The sequence below is a fragment of the Pseudomonas sp. NPDC087612 genome (assembly GCF_044743505.1).
Lineage (GTDB): Bacteria > Pseudomonadota > Gammaproteobacteria > Pseudomonadales > Pseudomonadaceae > Aquipseudomonas.
Map to the genome: position 1 here is coordinate 307,502 of NZ_JBIUWO010000001.1, position 24,905 is coordinate 332,406.

Annotated in this window: 9 protein-coding genes and 1 pseudogene; 3 read left to right on the plus strand and 7 right to left on the minus strand. The window is 64.3% G+C overall.

Translation table 11 applies throughout. The annotated features are described in order from the left end of the window. Positions 1-8: 8 nt before the first annotated feature. The 7 genes from ACIOVF_RS01250 to ACIOVF_RS01280 form a co-directional block, all read right to left on the minus strand. A complete protein-coding gene (locus ACIOVF_RS01250; protein ID WP_401286790.1) occupies positions 9-9,167 on the minus strand; it encodes a DUF4347 domain-containing protein in 9,159 nt (3,052 codons plus the stop codon). A 94-nt stretch (positions 9,168-9,261) separates the two neighbouring features. Then, positions 9,262-9,798 (minus strand): phage tail protein, encoded by a 537-nt coding sequence (locus ACIOVF_RS01255; protein ID WP_045194004.1) that lies wholly within the window; start codon positions 9,796-9,798, stop codon positions 9,262-9,264. A gap of 52 nt (positions 9,799-9,850) precedes the next feature. Continuing rightward, positions 9,851-10,192, minus strand: coding sequence for a DUF6916 family protein (locus ACIOVF_RS01260; protein ID WP_401286794.1), 342 nt, complete (start codon positions 10,190-10,192; stop codon positions 9,851-9,853). Beyond that, positions 10,189-10,692, minus strand: coding sequence for a GNAT family N-acetyltransferase (locus ACIOVF_RS01265; RefSeq protein WP_045194005.1), 504 nt, complete (start codon positions 10,690-10,692; stop codon positions 10,189-10,191). Before ACIOVF_RS01265 ends, ACIOVF_RS01260 begins: the two co-directional genes overlap by 4 nt. A 114-nt stretch (positions 10,693-10,806) precedes the next feature. Continuing rightward, positions 10,807-12,906 (minus strand): HlyD family efflux transporter periplasmic adaptor subunit, encoded by a 2,100-nt coding sequence (locus tag ACIOVF_RS01270; RefSeq protein WP_401286798.1) that lies wholly within the window; start codon positions 12,904-12,906, stop codon positions 10,807-10,809. Beyond that, on the minus strand, positions 12,903-14,222 hold the full coding sequence (locus tag ACIOVF_RS01275; RefSeq protein WP_401286801.1) for an efflux RND transporter periplasmic adaptor subunit: 1,320 nt from the start codon (positions 14,220-14,222) through the stop codon (positions 12,903-12,905). Before ACIOVF_RS01275 ends, ACIOVF_RS01270 begins: the two co-directional genes overlap by 4 nt. Then, complete coding sequence (locus ACIOVF_RS01280; RefSeq protein ID WP_401286804.1) at positions 14,219-14,980, minus strand: efflux RND transporter periplasmic adaptor subunit; 762 nt, start codon at positions 14,978-14,980, stop codon at positions 14,219-14,221. The genes ACIOVF_RS01275 and ACIOVF_RS01280 overlap by 4 nt, the downstream gene beginning before the upstream one ends. 574 nt (positions 14,981-15,554) lie before the next feature. On the opposite strand from ACIOVF_RS01280, the pseudogene tssF reads away from it, so the two are divergent. The 3 genes and pseudogenes from tssF to ACIOVF_RS01295 all read left to right on the plus strand — a co-directional run bounded on the left by tssF (position 15,555) and on the right by ACIOVF_RS01295 (position 24,896). Next, a pseudogene (gene tssF, locus ACIOVF_RS01285) lies at positions 15,555-17,310 on the plus strand (type VI secretion system baseplate subunit TssF). Positions 17,311-17,608: 298 nt separating this feature from the next. Continuing rightward, complete coding sequence (locus ACIOVF_RS01290; RefSeq protein ID WP_401286806.1) at positions 17,609-20,326, plus strand: type VI secretion system Vgr family protein; 2,718 nt, start codon at positions 17,609-17,611, stop codon at positions 20,324-20,326. Next, positions 20,313-24,896, plus strand: a complete 4,584-nt coding sequence (locus tag ACIOVF_RS01295; protein WP_401286809.1) for an RHS repeat-associated core domain-containing protein — start codon at positions 20,313-20,315, stop codon at positions 24,894-24,896. The genes ACIOVF_RS01290 and ACIOVF_RS01295 overlap by 14 nt, the downstream gene beginning before the upstream one ends. Positions 24,897-24,905: the final 9 nt, after the last annotated feature.

The following is a 24,905-nucleotide window of genomic DNA, read 5'->3' on the forward strand; positions in this document are numbered from 1 at the left end:
CTGGCGTTTCAGGTCCGGTTGCCGATCTGTGTCGGCTGTGCCAGAGCCATGGCCAATTCGCGTACGGGACGCTGTTCGGCGTCCTTGATGTCCTGCAACTGCTGCTCCAGCGAGGCGGCGCCAAACACTGCGCGCAAGCCTTGGGCAGGGTCGGTGGTGCGCCACTGCTTGCCGTCGAAAACCCGCATCGACTCGCCCTCCGGCGCCGCCTCGCGGGCAAACAGGGCGGCAAAGGTACTGGTGCCGAACACGCCCCCATCACCGCCGCCAAAACCGAGAAAGCCCTGCCCCGATCCGTCGCCGCTGCCATCGCTGCTGGCAAATACCTGGGCGATGAAGCTCGGCGCGCTGAGACCGTTGTGAATGAAAATGCTGCCCAGGGTGTCGATGCCACTGCCCAGCGTGCGCTCCTCGAACAGCGGCGCGGGCAGCATCGGCGACGTGCTGGCAACCGACGGCAACTGCGGGACTTGTGGCTGCAGCAGCGGTACGCTCACCGCCGGGTTGCTGACGGGCGGATTGACCCGGAATTCGAGATCGCCGACATCCTGGTTCGGCAACTGATACAGCGGGCTGCTCATCGACACCGCCAGGGCATTGCCGGCGCCGTCGCGGATGCCGCTGTTCAGCGCGTTGAGGCTCAGCCCCAGGCCGCCCTGGCCGCTGATACTGCCCAGGGTTACCCGGTAGGTACGCGCATCCAGTTGCTGCACCGACTGCACCACCCCCGTGGCGCTGCCGCTGGACAGCACGCTGAAGTCAGCGGCATCGACGCCGCTGACCGCCTCGTCAAAGCTCAAGGTGTAGCTCAGCGTCCGCTCGCCAGGCGTTGCCGGAGTTTGCACGACGATCTCGGCAGGCCGCGGTGCCCGGGCATCGACGAGGATGCCGGCGGTGCTGGCGACGTTGGTCAGGCCGGTGCCGGCATCGTTGCCGCGTGCATCACGCACGGTGCTGCCATTAAGGTCCAGGCTCGGCGCCACGCTCAGGCCATTGCTGGCCTGCAGGCCCGGGCTGATGGTCAGGCGGAACACCAGGGTGTTGCTGCCGGAGCCGGAAACGTAATCGGCATACACCACCCGGCCATTGTCCAGGGTGACCGCCAGGCGCGGCGCGCCAGCGGCGGTATCGACCAGCACCGCTTCGTCCAGCTGCACGCTGAACTCCAGCCCCTGCCCGGCGACATAACTGCCCGCCGCCGGCACCGCCACCGCAGTCACGCTTGGCGCCACGCGGTCGATACTGTAGCTGCTGCCTTGCAGGCCCCCTGCAAGGGCATTGCCGGCCGCATCGGTGATGCCGGTGCCGGTCGGATTCAGGTCCAGGCGCAGGGTGCCGACACCGCTGAGGTTGTCGACCAGGACGCTGTAGGTGCGCCCGTCAAGCTGCGTCACGCTGCTGATCCGCCCGCTGGCGCTGCCACTGAAGGCCAGGCTGAAGTCGGCCAGGTCGACGCCGCTGACGCTCTCGTCGAAGCTCACGGTGTAGCGCAGCGAACCGCTGTTGCTCGGGCTGACATCGACGCGAACGATATCCGCCACTTGTGGCGCTGCGGTATCGATACGCACCCCTGTGGTACTGGCGAGCCCGTTCAGGCCCAGGTTAAGGGGGTTGCCTGCCGCATCGAGCACTGTGCCACCGTTCAGATCCAGGGTGCTGCCGACCTGGATGCCATCGGCATCGTTGTTACCGGCTTGCACGCTGTACTGGAACACCAACTGGCCGCTACCAGAGCCGGACACATAGCTGGCATAGCGGGTCAGCCCGCCAATAGTCAGCTGCAGGCGCGGCGTACCGGTGGAGGTATCGACGATCAGCGCTTCACTGGCATTGACCGTGAAGCTCAGCACGTCGCCAGCGTTGTAGCTGCCTGCTGCCGGTACCGACACGCTGGCCACCGTCGGCAGCACAGCGTCGACCACTACGCCACTGGTGCTGGCGACGTTGTTGAGGCTGATCAGCGCGTCATTGCCAACGCTGTCGCGCAGTGCACCGCCATTGAGCACCAGGTCGCTGCCCAGGCTGATGCCGGTGCTGTCGAGCTGGCCGTTGCTGACCGTCAGGCGGAACACCAGCGCGCCAGTGCCAGAGCCGGACAGATAATCAGCGAACACTGTGCCGCCAGTGTCGAGGGTGATTTGCAGGCGCGGTGTACCGGTGACCATCACCGCCTCGCTGAGGTTGACGGTAAAGTCCAGGTGCTGGCCAGCGACATAGTTGCCGTCGGCCGGCACCGTAACGCTGTTGACCGTCGGTGCCACCCGGTCGATCTGGTAGCTGGCGCCGCTCTGCCCATTGCTCAGGCTGTTGCCGGCCGCGTCGCTGATGCCGGTGGCGCTGCTGTTGAGGTCCAGGCGCAGGCTGCCAACGCCGCTCAGGCCGGACACCAGTACGCTGTAGGTGCGCCCGTCCAGCGAGGTGACGCTGCTGATGCTGCCGTTGGCCGTGCCACTGAACACCAGGCTGAAGTCGCTGGCATCGACACCGCTGACCGCTTCGCTGAAGGTCAAGTTGTAGCGCACGCTGCCGGCATTGCTCGGGCTGGCATCGATGGCCAGCAGCGCTCCAGCGCTGGGTGCCAGGGTATCGACCAGCACGCCGGCGGTACTGCCCAGGCCATTGAGGGCCAGCACCAGGCCGTTGCCGGCGGCGTCGCGCAGCGTACCACCGTTGAGGTCCAGGGTGCTGCCGAGCTGAATGCCGTCGGCATCGTTGACGCCGGCATCGACACTGTACTGGAACAGCAACTGGCCGCTACCGGAGCCGGACACATAGCTGGCATAGCGGCTCAGCCCGCCAATGGTCAGTTGCAGGCGCGGCGTACCGGTGGAGGTATCGACGATCAGCGCTTCGCTGGCGTTGACGGTGAAGCTCAGCACGTCGCCGGCCTTGTAGCTGCCCGCAGCCGGTACCGCGACGCTGCCGATAACCGGCGCCACGGCATCGACATTGACGCCCGTGGTGCTGCCGACGTTGTTGAGTGTCGCGCCTGCCAGATTGCCCGCCTGGTCGCGAACCGATCCGCCGTTGAGCACCAGGTTGCTGCCAAGGGTGATGCCGTTGCTATCGAGCTGACCGCTGCTGACCGTCAGGCGGAATACCAGCGCGCCGGTCCCGGAGCCGGAAAGGTAATCGGCGAACACGCTGCCGCCAGTGTCCAGGGTGATCTGCAGGCGCGGTGTACCGGTCACCGTCACTGCCTCGCTGAGGTTGACGGTGAAGTCCAGCTGCTGGCCGGCGACGTAGGTGCCATTGGCCGGCACGCTGACACTGGTAACCTGCGGCGCGATGCCGTCGATGACCAGGTTGTGGTTGGCCCCCAGCGAATGGGCGGAGCCCGGCGTTGGCAAGGTCAAAACGGCATTGTCGAAGGTGGCGTTGCGAATCACTGCACCATTGAGGGCCAGGGCGGCGCTGCCGGCGTAGTCGAGGTCGGCGCTGGTATCACCGGCCTGCACGGTGTACTGGAACGTCAGGGTGTTAGTGCCCGAGCCGGCCACATAGGTGGCATAGCGATCGATAAGGCCGGTTTCCAGCAGCAAGGCCGGGATGCCGCCAGTGGTGTCGACGCTGACCATCTGGTCGAAGGTCAGGGTCAGGGTAATGCTGTCGCCGGTCTTGTAGCTGCCATTGGCGCTCTGCGCCGAGACATCGGTAACCCGCGGGTTCAACGAGGCGACGTTGATGCTAACGGTGTCGGTGTCGGTCTGCGCCCCGCCGCTGCCGCTGCCGCCCAGGTCGCTGGTGGTGATCTGCAGGCTGGCCGAACCGTGGTAGCCGGCCACCGGGGAGAACACCAGGCCGTTGAGCGCGGCATTGATATCGCTTTGCGAGCCGGTGAAGGTCATGCTCGCATCGCCCGTGCCGCTGCCGACGGTAAACACCAGGCCGCTGAGGCTCGACAGCGTCAGCAGGCCATTGCTGGCGGTCAAGGTCACCTGCAAGGCGGCGCTGCCGGCGTCAACATCGCTGATGCTGATCAGGTTGCCGTTGCCGTTGTTGAAGGTCAGCGAGCCGTCCTGAAGGACGTTCTGGCTACTCGGTACCTGGTTGACCGGCGCATCGTTGACCGCACCAATGGCCAGTGTCACCACCCGCTGAGTGAGCTGCGCCCCGCCGCTGCCCGTGTTGCCGCCATCGTTGTAGGTCACCGTCAGGTTGACGTTGCCGTTGCCGTTGGCGGCGCCGATGTAGGAGACCCCGTTGGCGGCGATAAAGGCGTTGATGTCCGATACCGAGCCGACCAGTATCAGACCGCTGCCCAGCGTGTTGACCGTGACGCCGGCGCCACTGTTGGCGTGCAGTTGGCCCAGCGCCACGCTCAGGGTCAGGGTGACCTGCCCGCTGCCGGCATCGGCATCGCTGATGGAAATGCCCGACACCGTGCCAGAAGCATCTTCATTGAAGTTCAGGCTGCTCGGTACGCTGAGGATCCCGGCGTCGTTGACGGCCTGGATGTTGACGGCCTTGCTGGCGACGGCGCTGTCGCTGTTGCCGTCATTGACCGAGAACGAGACGGTGCGCGTCGAGGTGTCGGGGTTATCGGAAACGTTGCGATAGCCCACCGATTGCAGGGCGACCTGCCACTGCCAAAGGGTCGCGGTGGCCCCCGCCGACGTCAGGGTCAGGACGCCGGTCGCGGCGTTGTAACTGGCGTTGATGTTGCCCGTAATCGGCGAACCGGAGCTGAACTCCAGTACATCCTGGCCGGCGCGGAAGTTGCCGGTAATGCTGATGGTAGCGCTGGCCAGGGTGTTGCTGTCGACGTCGCTGAGCGTCAGCCCGCTGTCGATTGCTACGGGCCCTGCGTTCTCGAAGTAGGTTTCGCTGCCGCCGCTGGTGGCGATCACCGGCGTGTCGTCTACTGTCGCCACGGTCAAGGCGCGCGTCGCGGCCGGGCTGTCCAGGGCGCCGTCGTTGACCACGAAACTCAGGGTCCGGGTAGCCGTGCTGGGCGATTCGCTCTGGTTGCTGAACGTCACCGAGGCCAATGCCGCCTGCCACTGCGCGAGGGTGGCAGCGGCGCCTGCGGAGGTCAGGGTCAGCACGCCGGTGGAAACGTCGTAGCTGGCGCTGATGTTGCCCATGGTTGCCGGGTTGTTGGTAAATGCCAGCACGTCGAAACCGCCCTGGAAATTACCGATAATGCTGACCCTGGCGCTGGCCAGGGTGCTGTTGTCGGAATCGCTCAGGGTCAGGCCGCTGTCGATGACTACCGGGGTCGAGGGGCCGTTGTTGCCCTCGACGAAGTGCGCGCTGCCAGCGCTGGTGCTCAGGTTCGGCGCGTCATTGACCGCCGTGACGGTGATGCTGGCAGTGTCGCTGGCGATGGAAAACGCCGTGCTGGCGCCGCTGGCCGTGGTGTCGACCTTGCTGCCCTGCTGCCCTGCCGAGGCGCCAGTCTGGTCCCAGGCCTTGTAGGTCAGGGTTGCCACCATGGCGCTGGCGCCGTCGGGCACCAGGCGCAGCTTGTCGCTACCGCGCAGCAGCAAGGCGCTGTTGCCGGCCACGGCGCCGATATCGCTCCAGGTGCTGCCATCGGTGCTGTACTGCCAGGTGCCGGTGCCGCTGTTCAGGCCGGTGATGGCGATACCGACAAGGGCGCCGGTGTCGACATCGGTTACGCCACTGAGGAAGCTGGCAACGGTTTGCCCGGGGTTGTTCAGCTGGCCATCAGTGATGCCGATGAGCACCGGTGCAGTCGGGGTCAGCAGCGGCGCGTCGTTGACCGCGCTGATTGTGATCTGCGCCTGCGCGGTGCCGACCGAGAAGCTGCTGCTGCCGCCGTTAATGGTGGTGTCGCCAGTGTGGCGTACTGAGCTGCTGGAGGCCGTGCCGCTGGTCTGGTCCCAGGCCCGCAAGGTCAGGCTGGCGCTACCGGCATTGGCGCTATCGGGGACGAAACGCACTTGCGTAGTGCTCGACAGCAGCAGGCCGGCGCTGCTGGAGACCACGCCGATGTCGGCCCAACTGAATCCGTTGCTGGAGTACTGCCAGAAGCCATTACCGCTGCTGCCGATCACGGCGACGCCGCTCAGCGAACCGGCGCCGTCGACATCGCCATGGCTCAGCCCGGCGAGAATGCTTGCAATCAGCTGGCCGCTGGAACTGCTGTCTTCATCGGTGCCCGGCAGCACGAACGGCCCGCCCGAGAGGCTGGGCGCATCATTGCTGGCCTGCACCGTGACCGTTGCGCTGATGGCCAGCGAAGTGCTGTCGGCACCGCCATTGCCGGTGCCGCCGGTGTCAGCCACGCCGGTCAAGCTGATGACCCGGGTGCCGATGGTCGGCGCATGGCTGAGGTTGCTGTATTGCACACCATCGATCAGCGTCTGGGTCAGGCCGCTGCTGATGCCGGCGGCCTTGGTCAGGGTCACCGTCGCGGTCGCGCCGCTGAGCGTCACCGAATAGCTGAAGCCGTTGATGGCCGTGGTGCCCGAGGCGCCGTTGACCAGGTCGATGTTGCTGCCGTCGAGGGTCAGGCGCTCGTTACCCAGATCACTGACATTGCTGACGGTGAAGGTCAGCTGCTTGATGCCCTGCCCGGCCTCGACGGTAGACACCACCACCGCGCTGAACAGGTCGGCCGGCGCGCCGCCTTCGGTGAAGGTCGGGGTGCCGCCGCTGGCGGTTACCGTCGGTGCATCGTTGACCGCGCTGACATTGACGCTGACCAGGGCGCTGGCGTCGCTGGCGCTGTCGCCATCGTTGATGCTGACCTGCACCGTACGCGCCGCGGTTGAGATATCGCCATTGTTGCTGTTGCTGTAGGTCAGGTTGCGCACCAGCGCCTGCACCGCAGCGGCGGTCGCGTTGCTGTTGAGCGAGATCACCAGGTTGCTGCTGGCGCTGCCGCCGGCAAAGCTGCCGATGATCACCCCGGCATAAGTCACGTTGCTGCCCGAGACACCGATCTGCCCGGCCCCGCTGCCCTGGTTGAAGATCCCCAGCAGGTCTTCGCCGCTGACCCGGTTGGCGGTGATCGCCACGGTGACGTTGCCGCCGTTGAAGTCCGCCGAGTCCAGGTCGGTGAGCAGCGCATTGCCGCCGGCGTCGAGCAGCACCGGCGCCCCACCCTCGATAAAGGTGTTGCTGTCGCCATTGAGGTTGCTCAGCACCGGCGGGTCATTGGACTTGGTGGTGAAGTTCAGCGTGGTGTTGTTCTTCACCCCCTTGAAGATCGCGCCATCGCCATCGACGAAGGTCTTGGCGTCCAGGCGGATGGCATAGCCGGTGCCCAGTGCCAGGGGGACCGGCAGGGCGATGGTCCAGGTGGTGCCGGAGCCGCTGATCTGCGCACTGCCAATGGCGATGGTCTGGACCACGACATTGTCGAAGGTGCGCACGATGTAGATGTTGCCGCTGCTACCCTTGCTCACCGCTTCGTTGAAGGTCAGCACGATGTTGGCGTTGGTGTCGACGTTGCTGGCGTTGTCGCTGGGCGTCGAGCTGACCACGATCGGTGGGCGGTCGTTCTGTACATACAGGTTGCCGGCGGTGGCGTTGAACCCACCATACAGGTCGATATCGCCGTCGCCGTCGAAGTCGGCGGCGCGATAGGTGGTGCCGGTATGATCGACCAGGCTCAGGCCGGCCAGCGGCGACTGGGCCAGGGTCTGCAGGGTGAAGGTGCCGTCGCCGTTGCTGCGCGCATAGGCGAAGGCTGTGCCGTTGCCGCCAGTCTGGTAGAGGATGTCGGCATCGCCATCGCTGTCGAAGTCGGCCAGCACCATGCGGCCGAACGCTGCCGGGGCCGGGAACGAGGCGGTTGACTGGCTGCTGAAAGAGGCGCCGTCATTGCGCAGGTAGACCCCGGTGGTGGCGTTACTGCCGGCCAGTACGTCGATGTCACCGTCGCCGTCGATGTCGGCGGCGTAGTAGTTGCTGCCGTTGTGGTCCGGCAGCGTCAACCCGGCAAAGGGTGATTGCGCCAGGGTCAACAAGGTAAAGGTGCCGTTGCCGTTGCTGCGCGCATAGGCGAAGCCGGTGCCGTTGGCGCCGGTCTGGTACAGCAGGTCGGCGTCGCCGTCGTTGTCGAAGTCAGCGGCGAGCATCCGTGAGCCGGCCGCTGGCGCCGGGAAGCTTGCCGTCGACTGGCTGCTGAAACTGCCGCCGTCGTTGCGCAGGTAGGTGCCGGTAGTGCCGTTGACCCCGGCCAGCACATCGAGGTCGCCGTCGCCATCGAAGTCGGCAACGTGGTAGTTGGAGCCGGTGTGGTCCGGCAGCGACAACCCGGCAAAGGGCGACTGCGCCAGGCTTTGCAGGGTGAAGCTGCCGTTGCCGTTGCTGCGCGCGAATGCCCAGAGCGAACCATTGCCCCCGGTCTGGTAGAGGATGTCGGCGTCGCCGTCGTTGTCGAAATCGCCCACCACCACCCGGCTGCCGGCGGCGATGGTGGTGCCGCTCAGCGGCGCGCTGCCGGTACTCCAGGAGGTGGCCAGCAGCCCCTGGTAATCGTTGAGCGCCAGGGCCGTGGTTGCCAGCGGGCCGCTGCTGCGCTCCAGGGTCCAGTTGCCGCCCAGCGCACCGCTACCGGTGTCGTCGCTGGAGGCGCCGATGTCGGCACCGGTCAGGCTTGCCAGCTGGCTGACAAAGGCCTGGCCAGCATCGTCCTTGCCGACCTGGCAGCCATACAGCATCAGGTCGCCGTCGGCCTTGAGCGACTGGCCGATGGACTGCAGCGTCTCGCCGTGATCGGCAAGGTTGCTGCTGCTCAGCCAGACATTGCCCAACTGCACGGTACCCGACGCACCGTGGGAAAATACATGGATGGCATCCAGGTCGCTGCGGCCCTTGAGGTAGTCGGCCATTTGCTGCAGGCCGTCCTTGCCCGGGTCGAGCACCACCACTTCACTGCCCGCCGGCAGGCCCTTGAGGGCTTCCTGCGGGTTGCTGATCTGGCCATCGACAAACACCACTTCATGGCGTTCGCTGGCACTGGCGCCACGCGTATCGGCCGTGGCCAGCGCGGCCTTGTCGGCCTGCGCGGTATCGCTTGCGCTGTCTTTGCCGGTGTCCTTGGCGGCCTCGGCAGTTGCCTCCTGGGCAACCACCGCAACCGAGGCGTCGAACATGATCCGCGGTTCCAGGGCAAACAACAGCGGTGCCTGAGCGGCAGGGGTGGGCACTGGCCGGCCCTGGCGTTTGAATCGGTCGATGAACTTCATGTTGCACCTCAGGCTGTACGGGTTGTTGCCCTAAAACTGCTATGGAACGGCTATGGCAGCGGTGGCGCGCATCACGCGCCACCGCGCCGGTTCATCAACCGCGCGAAGGGAAGATGCCTTCGGTGGCGATGATCATGCTCAGGCCCAGGTACGGGCTGAGGTTGTTGAAGGGCTGATTGCCACCGGCAACGCCACAGCTTTGCGCTGCCAGGTTGGTCAGCGCCGTGGGGTTGCCATAGATGTTGACCGTGCCCAGGTTGGCATCGCCGCTCTGCGCCAGAACCAGGCTTGCCGTGCCTTTGTCGGCGCCGGCAGCTTCCGTCGAGACCATTAGCGGATGGCTGTGCATCGGCATTTGCTGCACGGTCAGCGTGGTGTTCTGGCTACCTCCCGTTTCACCGAGATCGACTTCACCCAGGCCCGGGCCCTGGCCCCAACCGACGGGCGAGCGGCCGCGCAGGTCGGGCAAGCCGAAGGTGACCCGGCCGTCGCCGCCATAGATCGTGCCGAGGATCGAAAACAGCGCGGCGTTTTGCGATATCGCCATCAATTGCCCACTGCACATTGCATAACCACGGGGCGCAAAGTTGCCACCGAACATCTTGATCTCACCGAGGAAGGGATCACTCATCTGGCATTACCTGTTTTTGGGTTGTGGGTGTGAACAGATCAGTTCAGGGCGCTCAGGCGCGGCACTCGGCCTGCGGCTCCCGCTCGCGGTGCAGCACCGCCTGCAGCACATGACGGCCATCGGGCTCGGGCTGCACCGGGGTCATCAGCAGCAACCATTCCTGCTGCTGCGGACCGATAACGCGGTACACGCCCTGCTGCGGCAGCAGGCCGGCGGGCAAGGCGAAAAACACCAGGAAGCATTCGTGGCGGGCGCTCATGGCCACGCCCTCACTCAGTTGCACGCGTTCGATGGCTACGCGCTGCTCCGGCCCCAGCCAGAGCGCAAAGGCATGGCGGTCGGCCGCTTGCAGCTCGGCGAAGGTGGGCATGGGGAACTGGCCGGCGGCGCTCATGAGGCCTGCGCCATCAGGCAGCCAGGCACCGGCTCACGCCGCAGGCGGCGGTAGACCCCCGACTCGCCGACCGGGATAAAACCGAGCCTTGCATACAGCCGTTGCGCCGGATTGTAGTGCTCGACACACAGCTCGCAGGCCAGCCCGCGCTGGTCGGCGCGGCGCAGCAAGTCGTCGAGAATGGCGCTGCCAGTGCCGTGGCCAATGCAGGCGGGCAACAAGGCGATATCGATGAGGTTGAGTGCAGTCTGCCCCCAGAACAGGTACAGGCGGCCGATGGCCTGGCCCTGGCGTTCGACCAGGAGGAACTCACCATCCGGGTAATGGGCCTGGTAATACTGGTGCTGGGCATTGAATTGCTGGCGCAGAAACTGCGCAATCTGCGCGGCCGACCAGCCGCTGTGGCGCATTTCGCCGGCGCGGGTGGTGGCGTACAAATGCTCAAGGAAAGGCAGGTCGCCTTGGCCGATGGGGCGGAAACTCAAACCGAGTGGGTTCATCGTGTGTAGCGTCCCTGCGAGATGCTGAGCATTGATCCGTCCGCCCCAATGCCCCACGCCGGGCGTGAGATCATTGTGATGGCATTTTATTCTAATTGTCTGACAATCGCACTATCAAAATCCGCTTTCTCTTACCCCCAGCGCAGCCATTCGTCGCCATGCCGATGCCAGCAACGATTGACCCTTGCCTTCGAGCACCACCAGCCCGCGAACCGGGCGTTGCAGGCCCCCAGGCGGGCTGTTTTCGAGGGCAAAGCGTACGCCGTATTGCCCCTGCAGCGGCTGCGCCCGGCGGTTCTCGTCGCGGCGGATGGCGATGGGGCCCTGGTGCTCGGAAACCAGCGCCTCCTGATCGATGGCGCTGACCCCGGTGGTGTCGATATCGCTGAGGCTGACCCGCAGCGAATCGCGCAGCGGATCATCGGCAACAAAATGCCCGGGCGCGCCGGCCTCGACCCGCCACAAGTCCGCTTCGGCCAGGTAACCGCGCAGGCGCAGACCCTCCTCGACCACTGCAGCCAGCGGCAACTGCGCGGCAATCCAGCGGCCCGGTGCCAGGCCCACGGCCAGGTCGCGTATCACCCCGGCGTGCGGCGCGCGCAGGTTCAGGCGCTCGCGCTGGGCGGCCAGGCCACGGTATTCGGCCACCGCCTCGGCCAGGCGCTGCTCGAGGATGCCACTGTCGGCAGCGGTTTCACTGCGCCCGGCCTGGCGACGCAATTGCAGCTGCAGGATCTGGATTTCGCGCCGTACGATCTGCAGGCGCGATTCCAGGTCCGGTGACTCCAGCACCACCAGCAACTGATCGCGGGCCACGCGCTGGCCGTCCTGCACATGCACCTCGCGGATACGCGCTGCGGTCGGTGCATGCAGGGCACTGACCCGCGACGCTTCGAGCAGCGCCGGCACCTCGACATCGCTGCGCCACGGCAACACCAGTAGCAGCAGCACCGCCAGCAGGCCGAGGCCCAGGCCCAGCACCTTGCTCGGTTGCGCCCGCTGGCGTTGCTGCCACCAGTGCTGGCCCTCCTTATAGACCGGCAAGGCAATGAACCAGGTCAGCTCGACCAGCATCAAAAAGATGCCCAGCGCCTTGAAAAACAAGTGGTACACCGCCAGGGCGATGCCGAAAAACAGCACTGCGCGCCAAATCCAGGCGGCGTAACCCCAGCTCAACAGGCGCCGGCGCATGGCCGCCGACCATGGCTCGGGCGCCGCCTCGCCATAGCCGAACAGCGCCTCGCGCAGGCGCCAGCGGCACAAGGCAAAGGCCCGGCCCTGGAGGTTGTCGACCGCCCACAGGTCGCTGAGCAGGAAGTAGCCGTCAAAACGCATCAGCGGATTGAGGTTGATCGCCAGGGTGGTGATCCAGGTGGCGCTGGCCAGCATGAACGCCGCCGTGCGCCCTGCCCCGTCCGGCAACAGCGACCAGGCCAGCAGGGCCACGCAGGCCAGCAACAGTTCGGCGAGTACGCCGCCGGCACCGATCAACAGGCGGGTGCGGCGGTCCTGCACGCGCCAGGCATCGCTGACATCGGTGTAGAGCATCGGCAACAGCACCATGAACGCCAGGCCCATGCTCGGCACCCGGCAGCCGGCGCGTTTGGCCATGTAGGCGTGGCCAAATTCGTGGCACAGCTTGGCAAAGCCCAGGGCGATGGCGAAAGCTGCGGCGCCGCCGAGGCTCAACAGGTGCGGGAAGGTGGCAAGAAAACGCTGCCAGTCGCGCATGACCAGAAACAGCCCCAGGCACAGTACCGTGGGCAGGCCGTAGCGCAGCAGGTTCGGGCCGAACCGCGCCAGCCACGGCCAGGTACGGTTCAGAAAGGCATCCGGGCGCCACAACGGAATACGAAAGAACAGGTACTTGTGCAGCAACTGCGTCCACAGCCCCTGTCGCTGGCGGGCGGCCTTGTCGGCGTAGCTGGCCCGTTGCTCGTTATCACTGGCGGTAACCAGGTCATGGCCACGCAAAAAGCGCAACAGCTCCTCAATGGCCGTGCCCGGCAGCGGCATGCCCGGTTCGCGATTGGCTGCGGCCAGCACCCGCGCCGAATCGCCCAGCGCCCAGTGCCGCAACAGGCGCATGGCGGGCGCGCCGAGCTTGAAATAGCGCCCGCGCAGCGGGTCGGCCAGGGTCCATTGCGCAGCGCCGTCCAGCCCTGGCGCGGCGGGCGACAGTTGCAGGTCCGGGCGCAGTGCCGGCAGCATCAAAGGCCCACCGTCTGGCGCAGGGCCGCCAACGGCCGGCGCAGCAGGTACAGCGCCAGCGGTGCACGCTGGCCAAACAGCTTGGCGGTGCCACGCAGGCCGATGCGCGGCGGCGCGTCGGTAAAGCGTGCGTCCAGGCGATAAGCCAGTTGCCCGGCCGGAGTGTTCTGCGCTTCGTAGGCGGCGCGTTCGAGCTCGGCGCCATGACGGTGCAACGGGTCGCTGTCGAGAAACAGCGCCACTTCGGCGCCAGGCTCAAGGCTCAAGGCATCGGCCACCGGCAGCTCGATGCGCAGCTCGGCCTGGGCCGGGTCGGCGATTTCCAGCAGACGCTCGCCGGTCTGCAGTGGCTTGCCGGTCAGGCGCTGGGCGTCGGCGAACACGGCAATACCGGCACGCTCGGCACGCACATCGGCGCGCGCCAGCAGCTCGCGGGCATAATCGCGCTCGGCGCGCTTTTGCTCGACACGGGCGGCCAGCAGGTCAAGCCGGGCGCTGGATTCAGCATCGGAAAAGGCTCGCTGGGTGTTGGCCTTGAGCTCGGCCTCGGCGACCCCGAGGGTGCGCTCGGCAACATCGGCCTGGGCCTTGAGGCTGGTGGCGTCGAAGCGCACCAGCACCTGCCCGGCCTGCACCGCCTGGTTGGGCTTGATCAGGAACTCGGCGATCACCCCATCCAGCGGTGCGGCCACCACCTGGCCGTTGCGTGGCACCACTTCGGCCGGCGCCAATACCGACTGGCGCACCGGCACCAACAGCACCAGCAGGGCTGCGGCGCCGATCGCCCAGCGGCTGCGTGCCGGCCAGCGCAGGCGCCATGGTTTGCCCGGCTGCAAGGCCAGCCAGGCATGGCTGTAACACTCGCCCAGGTGGTTGAGCAAGCTGTGCTCGGCCTCGACCCAAGGGTTGTCGCGGGCCAGCCACAAACCGCCAAAAACCACACCCTGGCGGTCCTTGAGCGGCAGCCAGAAGGCGTGGGCAGCTGACAACGACTGCCAGTCATCGCGGCTGGCCTGATCGAAACTGTCCGGGTTCAGCGGGCCGCTGGTGTCCAGGCGAGCGCTTTTACCCAACTGCGCGCCAGCATGCTCGATGAAGGCCACGAACGGCGCGTTCGCCTCGACCACGCTGATCGCGGTCAACGCCCGCACCTTGCCGGCAATCAGCAATGCCGCGTGGCGAAAGGCGAACAGTGGCTGGGGGTCGTTGACCATGCTGAAGGCCAGCGCCTCGACCGAGGCCGCAGCACGGGCCTGGTGCTCCAGGCGCAGGTAATGCGCCAGCAGCTGCTCCATGCCATTGGCTACTGGCGCGTTCATGGCTGGCCGGCGAAGTGCGCGGTGCCGCTCATGCCGGCCAGCAGGCCGCGGCTGTCGGCCGGCAGCGTGCCGATCAGCAGCAGGGTCTGGCTGCCTTCATCGATGCGCGCGCCCAGGCGCTTGACCACCGCCTGCAGCGGCGCGCCGGTTTCATCGGGGACGAAGCTGAAGGTCTGTTCCGGCTTGAGCTTGCCCAGCCAGCGCGAAGGCACCAGCAGGTGCACCTCCAGCGAACGGTTGTCGACGATTTCCAGCAACGGCGCGCCGCTGGCCACGCTTTCGTGGGCCTGGACCTTACGGGCAACCACCTGGCCGTCGAACGGGGCCTTGACCTGGCAGCGCTGCACTTGCACCTGATAAACCTGCGCCTCAGCCTGGGCCTGCGCCTGGCGCGCTTCGGCCAGGGTCACTTCGAAGCGCCCGACCGAATTGAGCGCCGCCAGTTGCTGCTTGTTGCGCAGCTCTTCACGGGCCGCACGCACGGCAGCGCCGGCGGCATTCTGCTGGGCCTGGTAAGCGCTGCAATCAAAACGCACCAGCACATCGCCCTTGCTGAACGACTGGCCTTCGGCGAACGGCATGTCCACCACCCGCCCGGCCAGCTCGCTGGCCAGCACCGCCTGCGAGCGCGCGCGCAGCACGCCGCGCACTTCGCTGACGCTCGAGGTCGCGCCCTCGAGCAGCGGATCGCTGTCGGCAGCTGCCTGCGCCAGGCTTGCGACCATCATCAACGCCAGGCACCAGGCTCCGTGCTTCATCTCGCTGCATCCTTTCATTATTGGTTGTATGCGTTGTGTATCGGTTGCAGCGGCGCGAACCTGATTACCGTTGGTCAGCAGCCGATGGCTGGCAACCCAGGCACCGCCCTACGTGCCAGGCACAGGTGGCATGGCAAGTGTAGTAGCGGGGAACATGCGCGATGAAATGCGCGAACTGCAATCAAGGTAAGTGGCAGGATGCTATCAGTGTTTTTCGAGGCGCGGTAGCGGGTGCGAGGGGGTAAACACGGTATTTTTTTTGGCCCGGCGAGCTGGCCTTCGTCAGCGATGAGAACGATGCTGCATCTGCGCACGGTTCTCTACCAGCAGCACGCTCAAACACGTCTGAATACATACTCCATAAATACGAACTTACATCTTGTCAAAACATTTGCATTGACGCTTCAGCCCCTCTGGCGAAAACAATAAACCCAGACCGAGCGATACACAGAAGTTTGAAAAGCAAACATTAAAGATGCTTCCTACAAACAATAAAAAACATTAAACAACTTCCCCCAATACGTTGAAAGCAAACGTTCACGCAGGGCCGCACATGTCATTAAAAAGTCGCTATATGGAAGAACGCCGGCGCCTGCGCGAACTGGCCGACGAATTTGCCGAAGACGATCCGCGCCTGGCGCACTTTCTCGGCAGCGAAGCCTCTGACCCCGACGTCGAGCGACTGATGGAAGGCTTTGCATTCCTGACTGCAAAGCTTGCGATGAAGATCGACGACCACCTGCCGGAAATCACCCAGCCGCTGCTGCAACTGGTCTACCCCAATTTCCTTCGGCCCTTGCCCAGCGTCACCCTGGTGCGCTTCGACCCGATCGATCATGCGCTGAGCGAAAGCCAGCTGATCCCCAAGGGTACCACGCTGTTCTCCAGGCCGGTCGACGGCGTGAACTGTACCTTTCGCACCTGTACCGACGTGACCCTCTACCCCTTGGTCATCGATGAGATCTGCCACATCGACAGTCGACAAATCCATCGTCCACATCGACCTTGGCGCGCTGACCGAGCAACCGCTGCGCCAGCTCGACTGCGACCGGTTGAGCTTTCATCTGGGAGGCGCTGCAAGCAACGCCCTGACGCTCTACCAATGGCTGTCACAGCACCTGCACAAGGTGGTTTTGCACATCAACGACCATCGCTATTCCCTCCCGCCCGCGACCTTGACCTTTGCCGGTTTCGAACCCGGCGAGGCACTCCTGCCAAGCCCGGGCGAGCACCTGGATGGCTACCGCCTGATACAGGAGTACTTTTACTTCCCGCAGCGCTTTCACGGCTTCAACCTGACCGAACTGCGCCGCTACTGGCCGGACGTCGCAGCCGAGCATATCCGCCTGGAACTGCGTTTTGACGCGCCCTTCCCCAACGGTTTCCAGCTCGACCGCGACAGCCTTTCACTGTACTGCACACCGGCCATCAACCTCTTCGACCACCCGGCCAGGCCCATCCCGCTTGACGGGCAGGCCGTCTGCGAAGCCGTGCGACCCAGCGGGCGGCAAGCGCAGGCCTATGAGATTTTCAGCGTTGACAAGGTCGCTACCCGACGCCGGGACACGCAGACCTCGCAGGATCAACAAAGCCTGGAGTTCGCGCCCTACGAAGCACTGCCCCGGCGTGTCGAACGCGCCGAAGAGCGTAGCGCACACTATTACAGCGTGACGCTCGAACAAGACCTGATCAAAGAGCGGGCGCGCCATGTCATCCGCCTGCTGCACGGTGATCAACGCCCCTACCGGGGCCAGCAGCAGACCCTGAACATCGACCTCACCTGCTGCAATGGCAACCTGCCCCTGCAACTGGACATCGGCGATATCAACCTCACCACCCAGGCCACGCCCTCGTTTGCCACCTACCGCAACCTGACCCGCCCGACCCGCTGTTACCCACCGGCGCTGGATGACGACCTACACGGGGATGTGCAGTGGGTACTGCTTTCCAACCTGGCCCTGAATGACCTGTCGCTGTCCTGCGCCGACGCGCTCAAGGCGGTGCTGCAAGTCTATGACTTCGTGGCGCCCTATGACCTGCAGCACAAGCGCGCCACCCAGCGCCGCCTGAACGCTATCGAACACGCCAGCACGGCGCCGACTGACTGGTTGATCAAGGGCCTGCCCGTGCGCGGCATGCTCACCACGCTCAGGGTCAACCCCAACGCCTTCGACAATGAGGGCGACCTGCAGCTGTTTGGCAGCGTGCTCTCGCACTTCATGGCGCTGTATGCCAGCAGCAACTCCTTTCACCAGCTGGAAATCATCAACAGCGTGCGTAACACCAGCTTCGTCTGGCCCGCACGCACCGGCCAGCAGCCGGTGATGTGAACCCGGCAGGCCGCCACTACCTGAGTATGAGCCGGGAAAAACTACGCGTGCGATGCGCTGAGTTGCGTTCACTAACGTGCACTTAAACCGCTCTGTAATCAGCAGAGCAAACTACTACGTCTGCAAAAAACACCCCAAAAACAACAAGTGACTTTTCCCACAAGCATTTAGGAAGCCCAACAAAGACAAGGCAGTAAGTTACCTCTTACTGTCTCCCCCCTCTGTAAGAACAAATCTTGTTGGACGTTCCATCCACGTCCATTCGACCTGCCCGACGCAATGAACAGCAGGAGTTGCCATGCCCGGCCAGCGCGATGTGCGTTTTACCTTCAGCTCGACGGCTGACATTGACTTTGATGTGGTGTCTTTTGAACTGAACGAGGGTATTTCCCAACTCTATCGTTTGACCATCGAGCTGGTCAGTGCAACCGCCGACGCCGACTTTGCCACCCTGCTCGACCAGCCTGCGGCTCTGACCCTCTGGCAGGGCAACCAGGCCGTTCGCCATGTGCATGGCCTGATCAGTCGTTTCGAACAGGGCCAGACCGGCTTTCGCCGCACCCGCTACCGCGCCGAGATCGAACCGCAGCTGGCCCGCGCGCAACTGCGCTCCGACTGGCGCATCTTCCAGAAACGCAGCGTGCCGCAGATCCTTGAGCAACTGTGCAAGGAGCGTCAATGGGGCCAGGCCAGCCAGCACCTGAGCGAAACCCACCTGCCCCGCGAGTACTGCGTGCAGGCGGGCGAACTGGACCTGGACTTCTACCTGCGCCTGGCGGCAGAAGAAGGCTTGCTGTCGAGCTTCGAGCACAGCGAAGCCGGCCATCGGCTGATCCAGGCCGACCATATCGCGACCTTCGGCGCCATCGAGGGCGGGCCGGTGGTGTATGAGGCCAATCCGGGCGGCGAAGCCTGGCAACCGTCCCTGCGCCAGTTCACCTACCGCGAACAGGTACGGACCAGCTGCCAGACCCAGCGTGACTACACCTTCAGCCATCCGCGCTACAACCTGGAGCAAAACGTGCTGGCCGCCGAGATGGGCAGCCAGACCGTCGACTACGAGCGCTACGACTACCCCGGTCGCTACAAGCACGACGACGCCGGCAAACCCTTCACCCAGACCCGCCTCAAGGCCCTGCGCGGCGATGCGCGTACCGCCGAGGTCGAAGGCGACGATGCGCGTCTGTTGCCGGGCAAGGCCTTCACCCTCAGCGGCCATCCGCGCGAAGACCTCAACAGCGGCTGGCGGCCAATCCAGATCAAGCACCAGGGCCGCCAGCACACCGCCCTGGAAGAAGAGTCTGCCGAAAGCGAACACGGCACCTGGTACAGCCTGACCGCCACCTTGATCCCCGACACCGTTGAATGGCATGCCCCGGCGCGCCCCAAGCCATGCATCGAAGGGCCGCAGATCGCCATGGTGGTCGGCCCGGCCAAAGAGGAAATCTACTGCGACGAGCATGGCCGCGTGCGCGTGCAGTTTCCCTGGGACCGCGAAGGCTGCGAAGACGATCGCAGCTCGTGCTGGGTGCGCGTCGCCCAGACCTGGGCCGGGGCGGGCTGGGGGCATGTGGCCCTGCCGCGAATCGGCCAGGAAGTGCTGGTGGGCTTTCTCCATGGCGATCCGGACCAGCCAATGATCATGGGCCGCAGCTATCACGCGATCAACCGCACACCATACCGCTTGCCCGAGTTCAAGGCACTGAGCCCGCTGCGCAGCAAAGAGCACCACGGCCAGCGCCACAACGAACTGCGCCTGGACGACACCAGCGGGCAGATCAGCGCCACCTTGATGAGCGATCACGCCGCCAGTGCCTTGAACCTGGGCTACCTGACCCATCCCCGGCCCGGTGGCGGGCAGCCCCGGGGTGAAGGCTTCGAACTGCGCACCGACGCCCACGGCGTGGTGCGTGCCGGCGGCGGCCTGCTGCTGACCAGCGAACTGCGCGCCCGCGCCGCCTCCCACCACACTGACCTGCCGCAAACCGCCGAACGCCTGAAGACCGCCCAGCAATACCACGCCACTTTCGCCAGCGAAGCCCGCGACCACCTGGCCCAGGAAAGCGGCGACCAGGACGAAGTCGCCGATGCGCTGCAGGCCCAGCACGACGGCATACGCGGCCGCGGTACCGGCAACCCCAATGCCAATCAATACCCCGAGTTCAGTGAACCCTTCCTGGTCCTCGACAGCCCGGCCGGGATCGCCAGCAGCACGCCGCAATCCACCCACCTGGCCAGCGGCGAACACCTGGGCCTGAGCAGTGGCGGGCACACCAGCCTGGCCGTCGGCAAGCGCCTGCTGATCAGTGTCAGCCGAGGCCTGCGCACCTTCGTGCAAAGCCTCGGCTGGCGCCTGGTCGCAGCCTCCGGCGATATCGACATCCGCGCCTTGAAAGACAGCATCAACCTGCTGGCCAAACTCAAGGTCACCGTCAGCGCCGAACGCATCATCCTCAGCGCCAAGGAGGAGCTGGTGATCCAGGCGGCGGGCAGCAGCACCACCTACAACGCCGGCGGCATCAGCCACGCCACCAGCGGCGTGTACACAACCCACGCCACAGACTTTCTCTACAAAGGCGCAAAGAGCCAGGCGGCGGCCTTTCCTGAAGGGCCAAAAGCCGGCAAAGGCAATCTTGAGCTGTTCCAGCACTACGCCAATGGTTTTGCGTTCAAGGGCTCGGAGTATCAGGTCGAGGATGCACTCGGGCAGGTTTTCAAGGGCACGCTGGATGACAACGGGTTTGCGGCGGTGGCAGGCCTGGCGCCAGGACCGGTCAAGGTGCTGTTCGGCACAGACAAGACTCGCGCCGCCTCGGCAGCGCCATTTGCAGAGCAAGCAGCACGATCAGCAGCGACACCCGGCGCCATGACTACCTTGCGGCCGTCGCAGGTCATCCAGCAGACGTTGGACCGCCTCTTCGCAATGGAGTCCGCTGATAAAGGACTGCCCCTCTCCCTTCCCGCTATTCCCGCAAATCGAACCAGTAACGGAGGCGGCCCGAATGGCTCGATGTGAAGGTGCGGTCGCGCCCAAGAATACTTTTACCGAAGAGGATGTAAGGGCTGGCACCGACAAACTGGCGCAGTGGCTGACCGGGCTCACCGGTGATGCCGTCAACTGGCGCACTGTTATTACTGTCGGTGAACTGCTACCCGTCGCGGGCTCGATCTTCGCTGCGGCCGATGCGATCGGCGACATCATTGAGCTGGCCCAGGGCGACGCTACCTACAGGGCCGATCTCTACAATTGGGTCGGCCTGGGGATCAACCTGTTCGGCCTGGTTCCGCTCCCTGGAGTCGGAGCAGCCCGAGCGGTCATGCGCCCTTCACTGAAGACCCTCAGAACCACCAAAGGCGACATCAGCCAGGCGCTGCTGACCACCATAGAAAGCGCGCTGGCCGATGTCTGCCCCGGCGATCTCGAGGCGTTCATCAAGGAGGTTGAAGCCACCCTGCACAGCATCCTCAAGGCCTTTGCACAAAAGGTCATCGAGGTTTGTAAATTCCTTGCTGACCTCATCCGCTCGGTGGCAAGCGGCGCTGTACAGGACGTGGCACTGACCGTGCTCTTTCCCGGAATCAGCCTGGTAGTTGAAGCGGCCGATGCCTTCAAGAGACGCACCGGCTTCGGCTTTGGAAAAGACGATATCGGCTTGGGCGACAGACAAAAGCAACAGTTGCAGAAAACCCTTGAGCCCGTTGCGGCGAGCATCGAGCAGATTGGCAATATCGCCAGCGACAAGATCATCCAGACAGGCAGTGAAACCAATCCGGACAGCCTTCTTACCATTATCAGGGCGCTTTCCAGTGCCTTGCAGCGACGCAAGAATGCCCCGCGCCAGGCCAATATGGCGCCTGGCAGAACCAACGAAGCCAGGAGGCCACAGCCGCAAAATGGCACTCAAGCCAGTCCGGCCCAGCGCTCTGCCCGTGCTGACGGTAACTGCCAAAAGCAGGGAAGCAAAGCTGGCACCCAGTGCAGCATCAGCTTCGCCATGGGCAGCGAAACAATTGTCCATACCGACTTCGAGCTTCCCGGCACCTTCCCCCTGGTGTGGAACAGGACCTACCGCTCCTCACTCTCAGCCTTCGACAACAACCCGTTCGGTGCCCGCTGGATCACGCCGTTCTCCAGCCGCTTGGATCTGAACGAAGATCAACTCACCTACCATGCGACCGATGGGCGTAGCCACCACTACCCGCTTCCCGATGTTCACCATCACCATCTCGACCCGATTGAAAACCTGGTCATTGCGCGCACCAGCAAAAACAAATTGGTACTGCTTCGGGGGCATGACAGCCAGGAGCACTACGAACGGGTAAGCAATCAGTTCCGCCTGACAGCCATCAGCCTGCGCGGCGGTGCCCGCATTGCCTTGCACTACGAGCACCAACACGCTGAACACAGCGTGCTCTCGGATTTGCTCACCTACCAGAACGACACCCCGCACCAACACATCCATACCCAGATCGACGACCAGGGCCGAATCAAGGCACTTTGGCTCATGCATGACGGCCAAGCGCTTCGACAGTTGGCACGTTATGAGTTCGACCACCAGGGTGACCTGCGCGCCGCCCGCGACGAGCACGATGCTCAATGGAACTATGACTACCAGCACCATCTGCTAACCCGCTACACCGACCGCACCGGTCGCGGCATGAACCTGCAATGGCAAGGCAACGGGCCGGATGCCAAAGCGGTTCGAGAATGGGCCGACGATGGCAGCCAGGACACCCGCCTGAGCTGGGACCCGAACATCCGCCTGACACGCCTGCTCGACGCCAACGGTCAAGAGACGCTGTATTACTACGATGTCCTCGGCTACACCTACCGCATCATCCATCCCGATAGCAACGAGGAGTGGTTCTATCGCGACGACGCCAAGAACCTCACCCAGCACATCCACACCGACGGCAGTGTCGACAGCTACGCCTACGATGACCGCGGCAACCTGGTCCAGCACACCCGCCCCGACGGCACCAGCGTCCACCATGCCTACGACGACCAGGACCTGCGCTTCAAGACCCGCGATGCCGAGGGCGGGCTGTGGAAGTACGACTACGACCCGCGCGGCAACATCATCGAAACCCTCGATCCGCTGGAGCACAAGACCCAGTACAGGTACAACAGCGACAACCTGCCCGTTGCCATCATCGACGCCAACGGCGCAGAAAAAAAGCTTGCCTACAACGCCGACGGCCAGCTGATCCGCTACACCGACTGTTCCGGCAAAACCAGCCAATGGCGATACAACGCGCTGGGGCAACTGTCCCAAGTCACCGACGCCGCGGGCATGGTCACCAGCTACCATTACCAGGCAGGTCAGCTCAGCCGTATTGTTCACCCGGACAAGACCGAGGAGCGTTTCGAGCGCGATGCCGAAGGCCGTCTTCTCGACCACATCGACGCCCTGCAGCGCCGCACCGTCTGGCAATACAACGAAGCGGGGCTGATCCAGCAACGCCAGAACGCCGATGGCAGCATCCTCAACTACCGCTGGGACCGGCTTGGCCAGCTTGTCGAGCTGCGCAACGAGAACAACAGCACGGCTACCTTCAAGTACGACCCGGTTGGTCGCCTGCTGAAGGAAACCGGTTTCGACCAGCAAACCACCCACTACCTCTACGACAACGGCAGCAACCAGCCTACCCGACGCCTTGATGGCGATCGCGTCACCTGTTTCGAATACGACCCCCTGGGCCGACTGCTAATGCGCCAGGCAGGCCAGAGGACGGCGCAGCAATGGCAAACCGAAACGTTCGCCTACGACGGTAACGGCAATCTGCTGCTCGCCGAGAACGACGCCTGCAAGCTGCAATGGTTCTACGATAGCGCAGGCAACAACACGCGCGAACACCAGTACCTGCGCTACCTGAAAAAGCCCCATGTTGCCATCTGGCGGCACGAGTATGACGCGCTGAACCAGCGGGTTGCCACGGTCCGTCCCGATGGCCATCGGGTCAGTTGGTTGACCTATGGCAGCGGCCACCTGCTGGCGCTGAAGCTGGACGATCGGGAACTGCTGAATTATCAGCGTGACGACCTGCACCGAGAGATTGGCCGCGAGCAAGGCAACGGTCTGCAACAACGCCAGAGCTGGACACCGAACGGTCACTTGCAGGAACAGACCGTCGCTCGACGCGGTGAGTCAAGCCGCTTGTCAGTGCGCAACTACCGTTACGACGTTGCCGGTCAGCTCACCAACATCCAGGACCTGCGCCGTGGCGCCATCAACTACCGCTACGATCCTGTTGGCCGCCTGCTCGAAGCAGGCAGTTTGGCAAATAGCGAACATTTCGCCTTCGACCCGGCCAGCAACCTCCTCGACCCGCAGGCACCCCAGGAGCACAACGGCTACCCGCGCAGCAAACTGCTCGACAACCTGCTGCGCGACTACTGTGGCAAGCACTACCTCTACGACGAACGCGGCAACCTCAAGGAGCGCATCGAGAACGGCAAGAAAGCCACCTTCAGCTGGGACCTCTACGACCGCTTGACGCACTACGAGGATGATCGGCTGACTGTCTACTATGCCTATGACGCCCTCGGCCGGCGCCTGTGCAAGCGCTCCCGCGCCAAGTACCAGAACCGCCGCGAGGCCGGTCCCGCATGGAACCAGAACGAACAGCGCAAGCTCGATCAGCAGTACGGCTGCGGCAACACCCTCTACGGCTGGGATGGCGACACCCTGGCCTTCGAAAACCGCACCCATGACCTTGGCGCCCGCCTGACCCACTACGTGTACGAGCCCGGCACCTTCGTGCCCGTTGCTCAAGCGGTGGAACACCACTCCATCAAGTTGCTGCTCGAGCCTGTCTACGACTTTCCCTACGACATCGAGCGTGATCCCGTCTGGCAGCACAAGCCCGCGCCAACGCCCTTCGATGCGTTTGCCTGGTACCAGTGCGACCACCTGGGCACGCCCATGGAGCTTACCGACGAACAGGGCGAAGTGGCCTGGAGCGGCACCTACAAGGCCTGGGGCGCGGCACAGGAGAAACGCAGCGACACCGCCAAGCGCGCGGGCATCCACAATCCGTTGCGCTTTCAGGGGCAGTACTTCGATGTCGAGACAGGGCTGCATTACAACCGGTATCGGTACTATGATCCGGGGGTCGGGCGGTTTGTTGGGAAGGACCCGATCGGGTTTGCGGGTGGGTTGAATGTTTATGCCTATGCGCCGAATCCGGTTGAGTGGGTTGATCCGCTGGGTCTGCAACGCAAACTTTGTCCGTGTGGCGACCCAGTCAGGTCAGCTGATGGCCGCCTGAGAAACTCTGATGGGACATTCGCTTTTGATGGTGGCTCAAAACAAAAAATCTCGGGTTCCACTCATGGAAATAGCAGAGACAGCACGAGACCCGCAACTTTGTACGGCCTATACGACAAAGACGATAACTTTAGAAAGTGGGGAATTTCACAGGACCACACAACCAGATACACTTCAAGAGAGCTGGATGGTGGGAGAGTAAAAGCACTTAGAACTGGCCCGCGCGCCGAAATGTTAATGAGAGAAAGAAAACTTGTGGAAAGATTCCCCGGCCCCGAAAACAAGGAACACTGGGCGGGAAAGCGGCGCAGATAGAGGAAAACG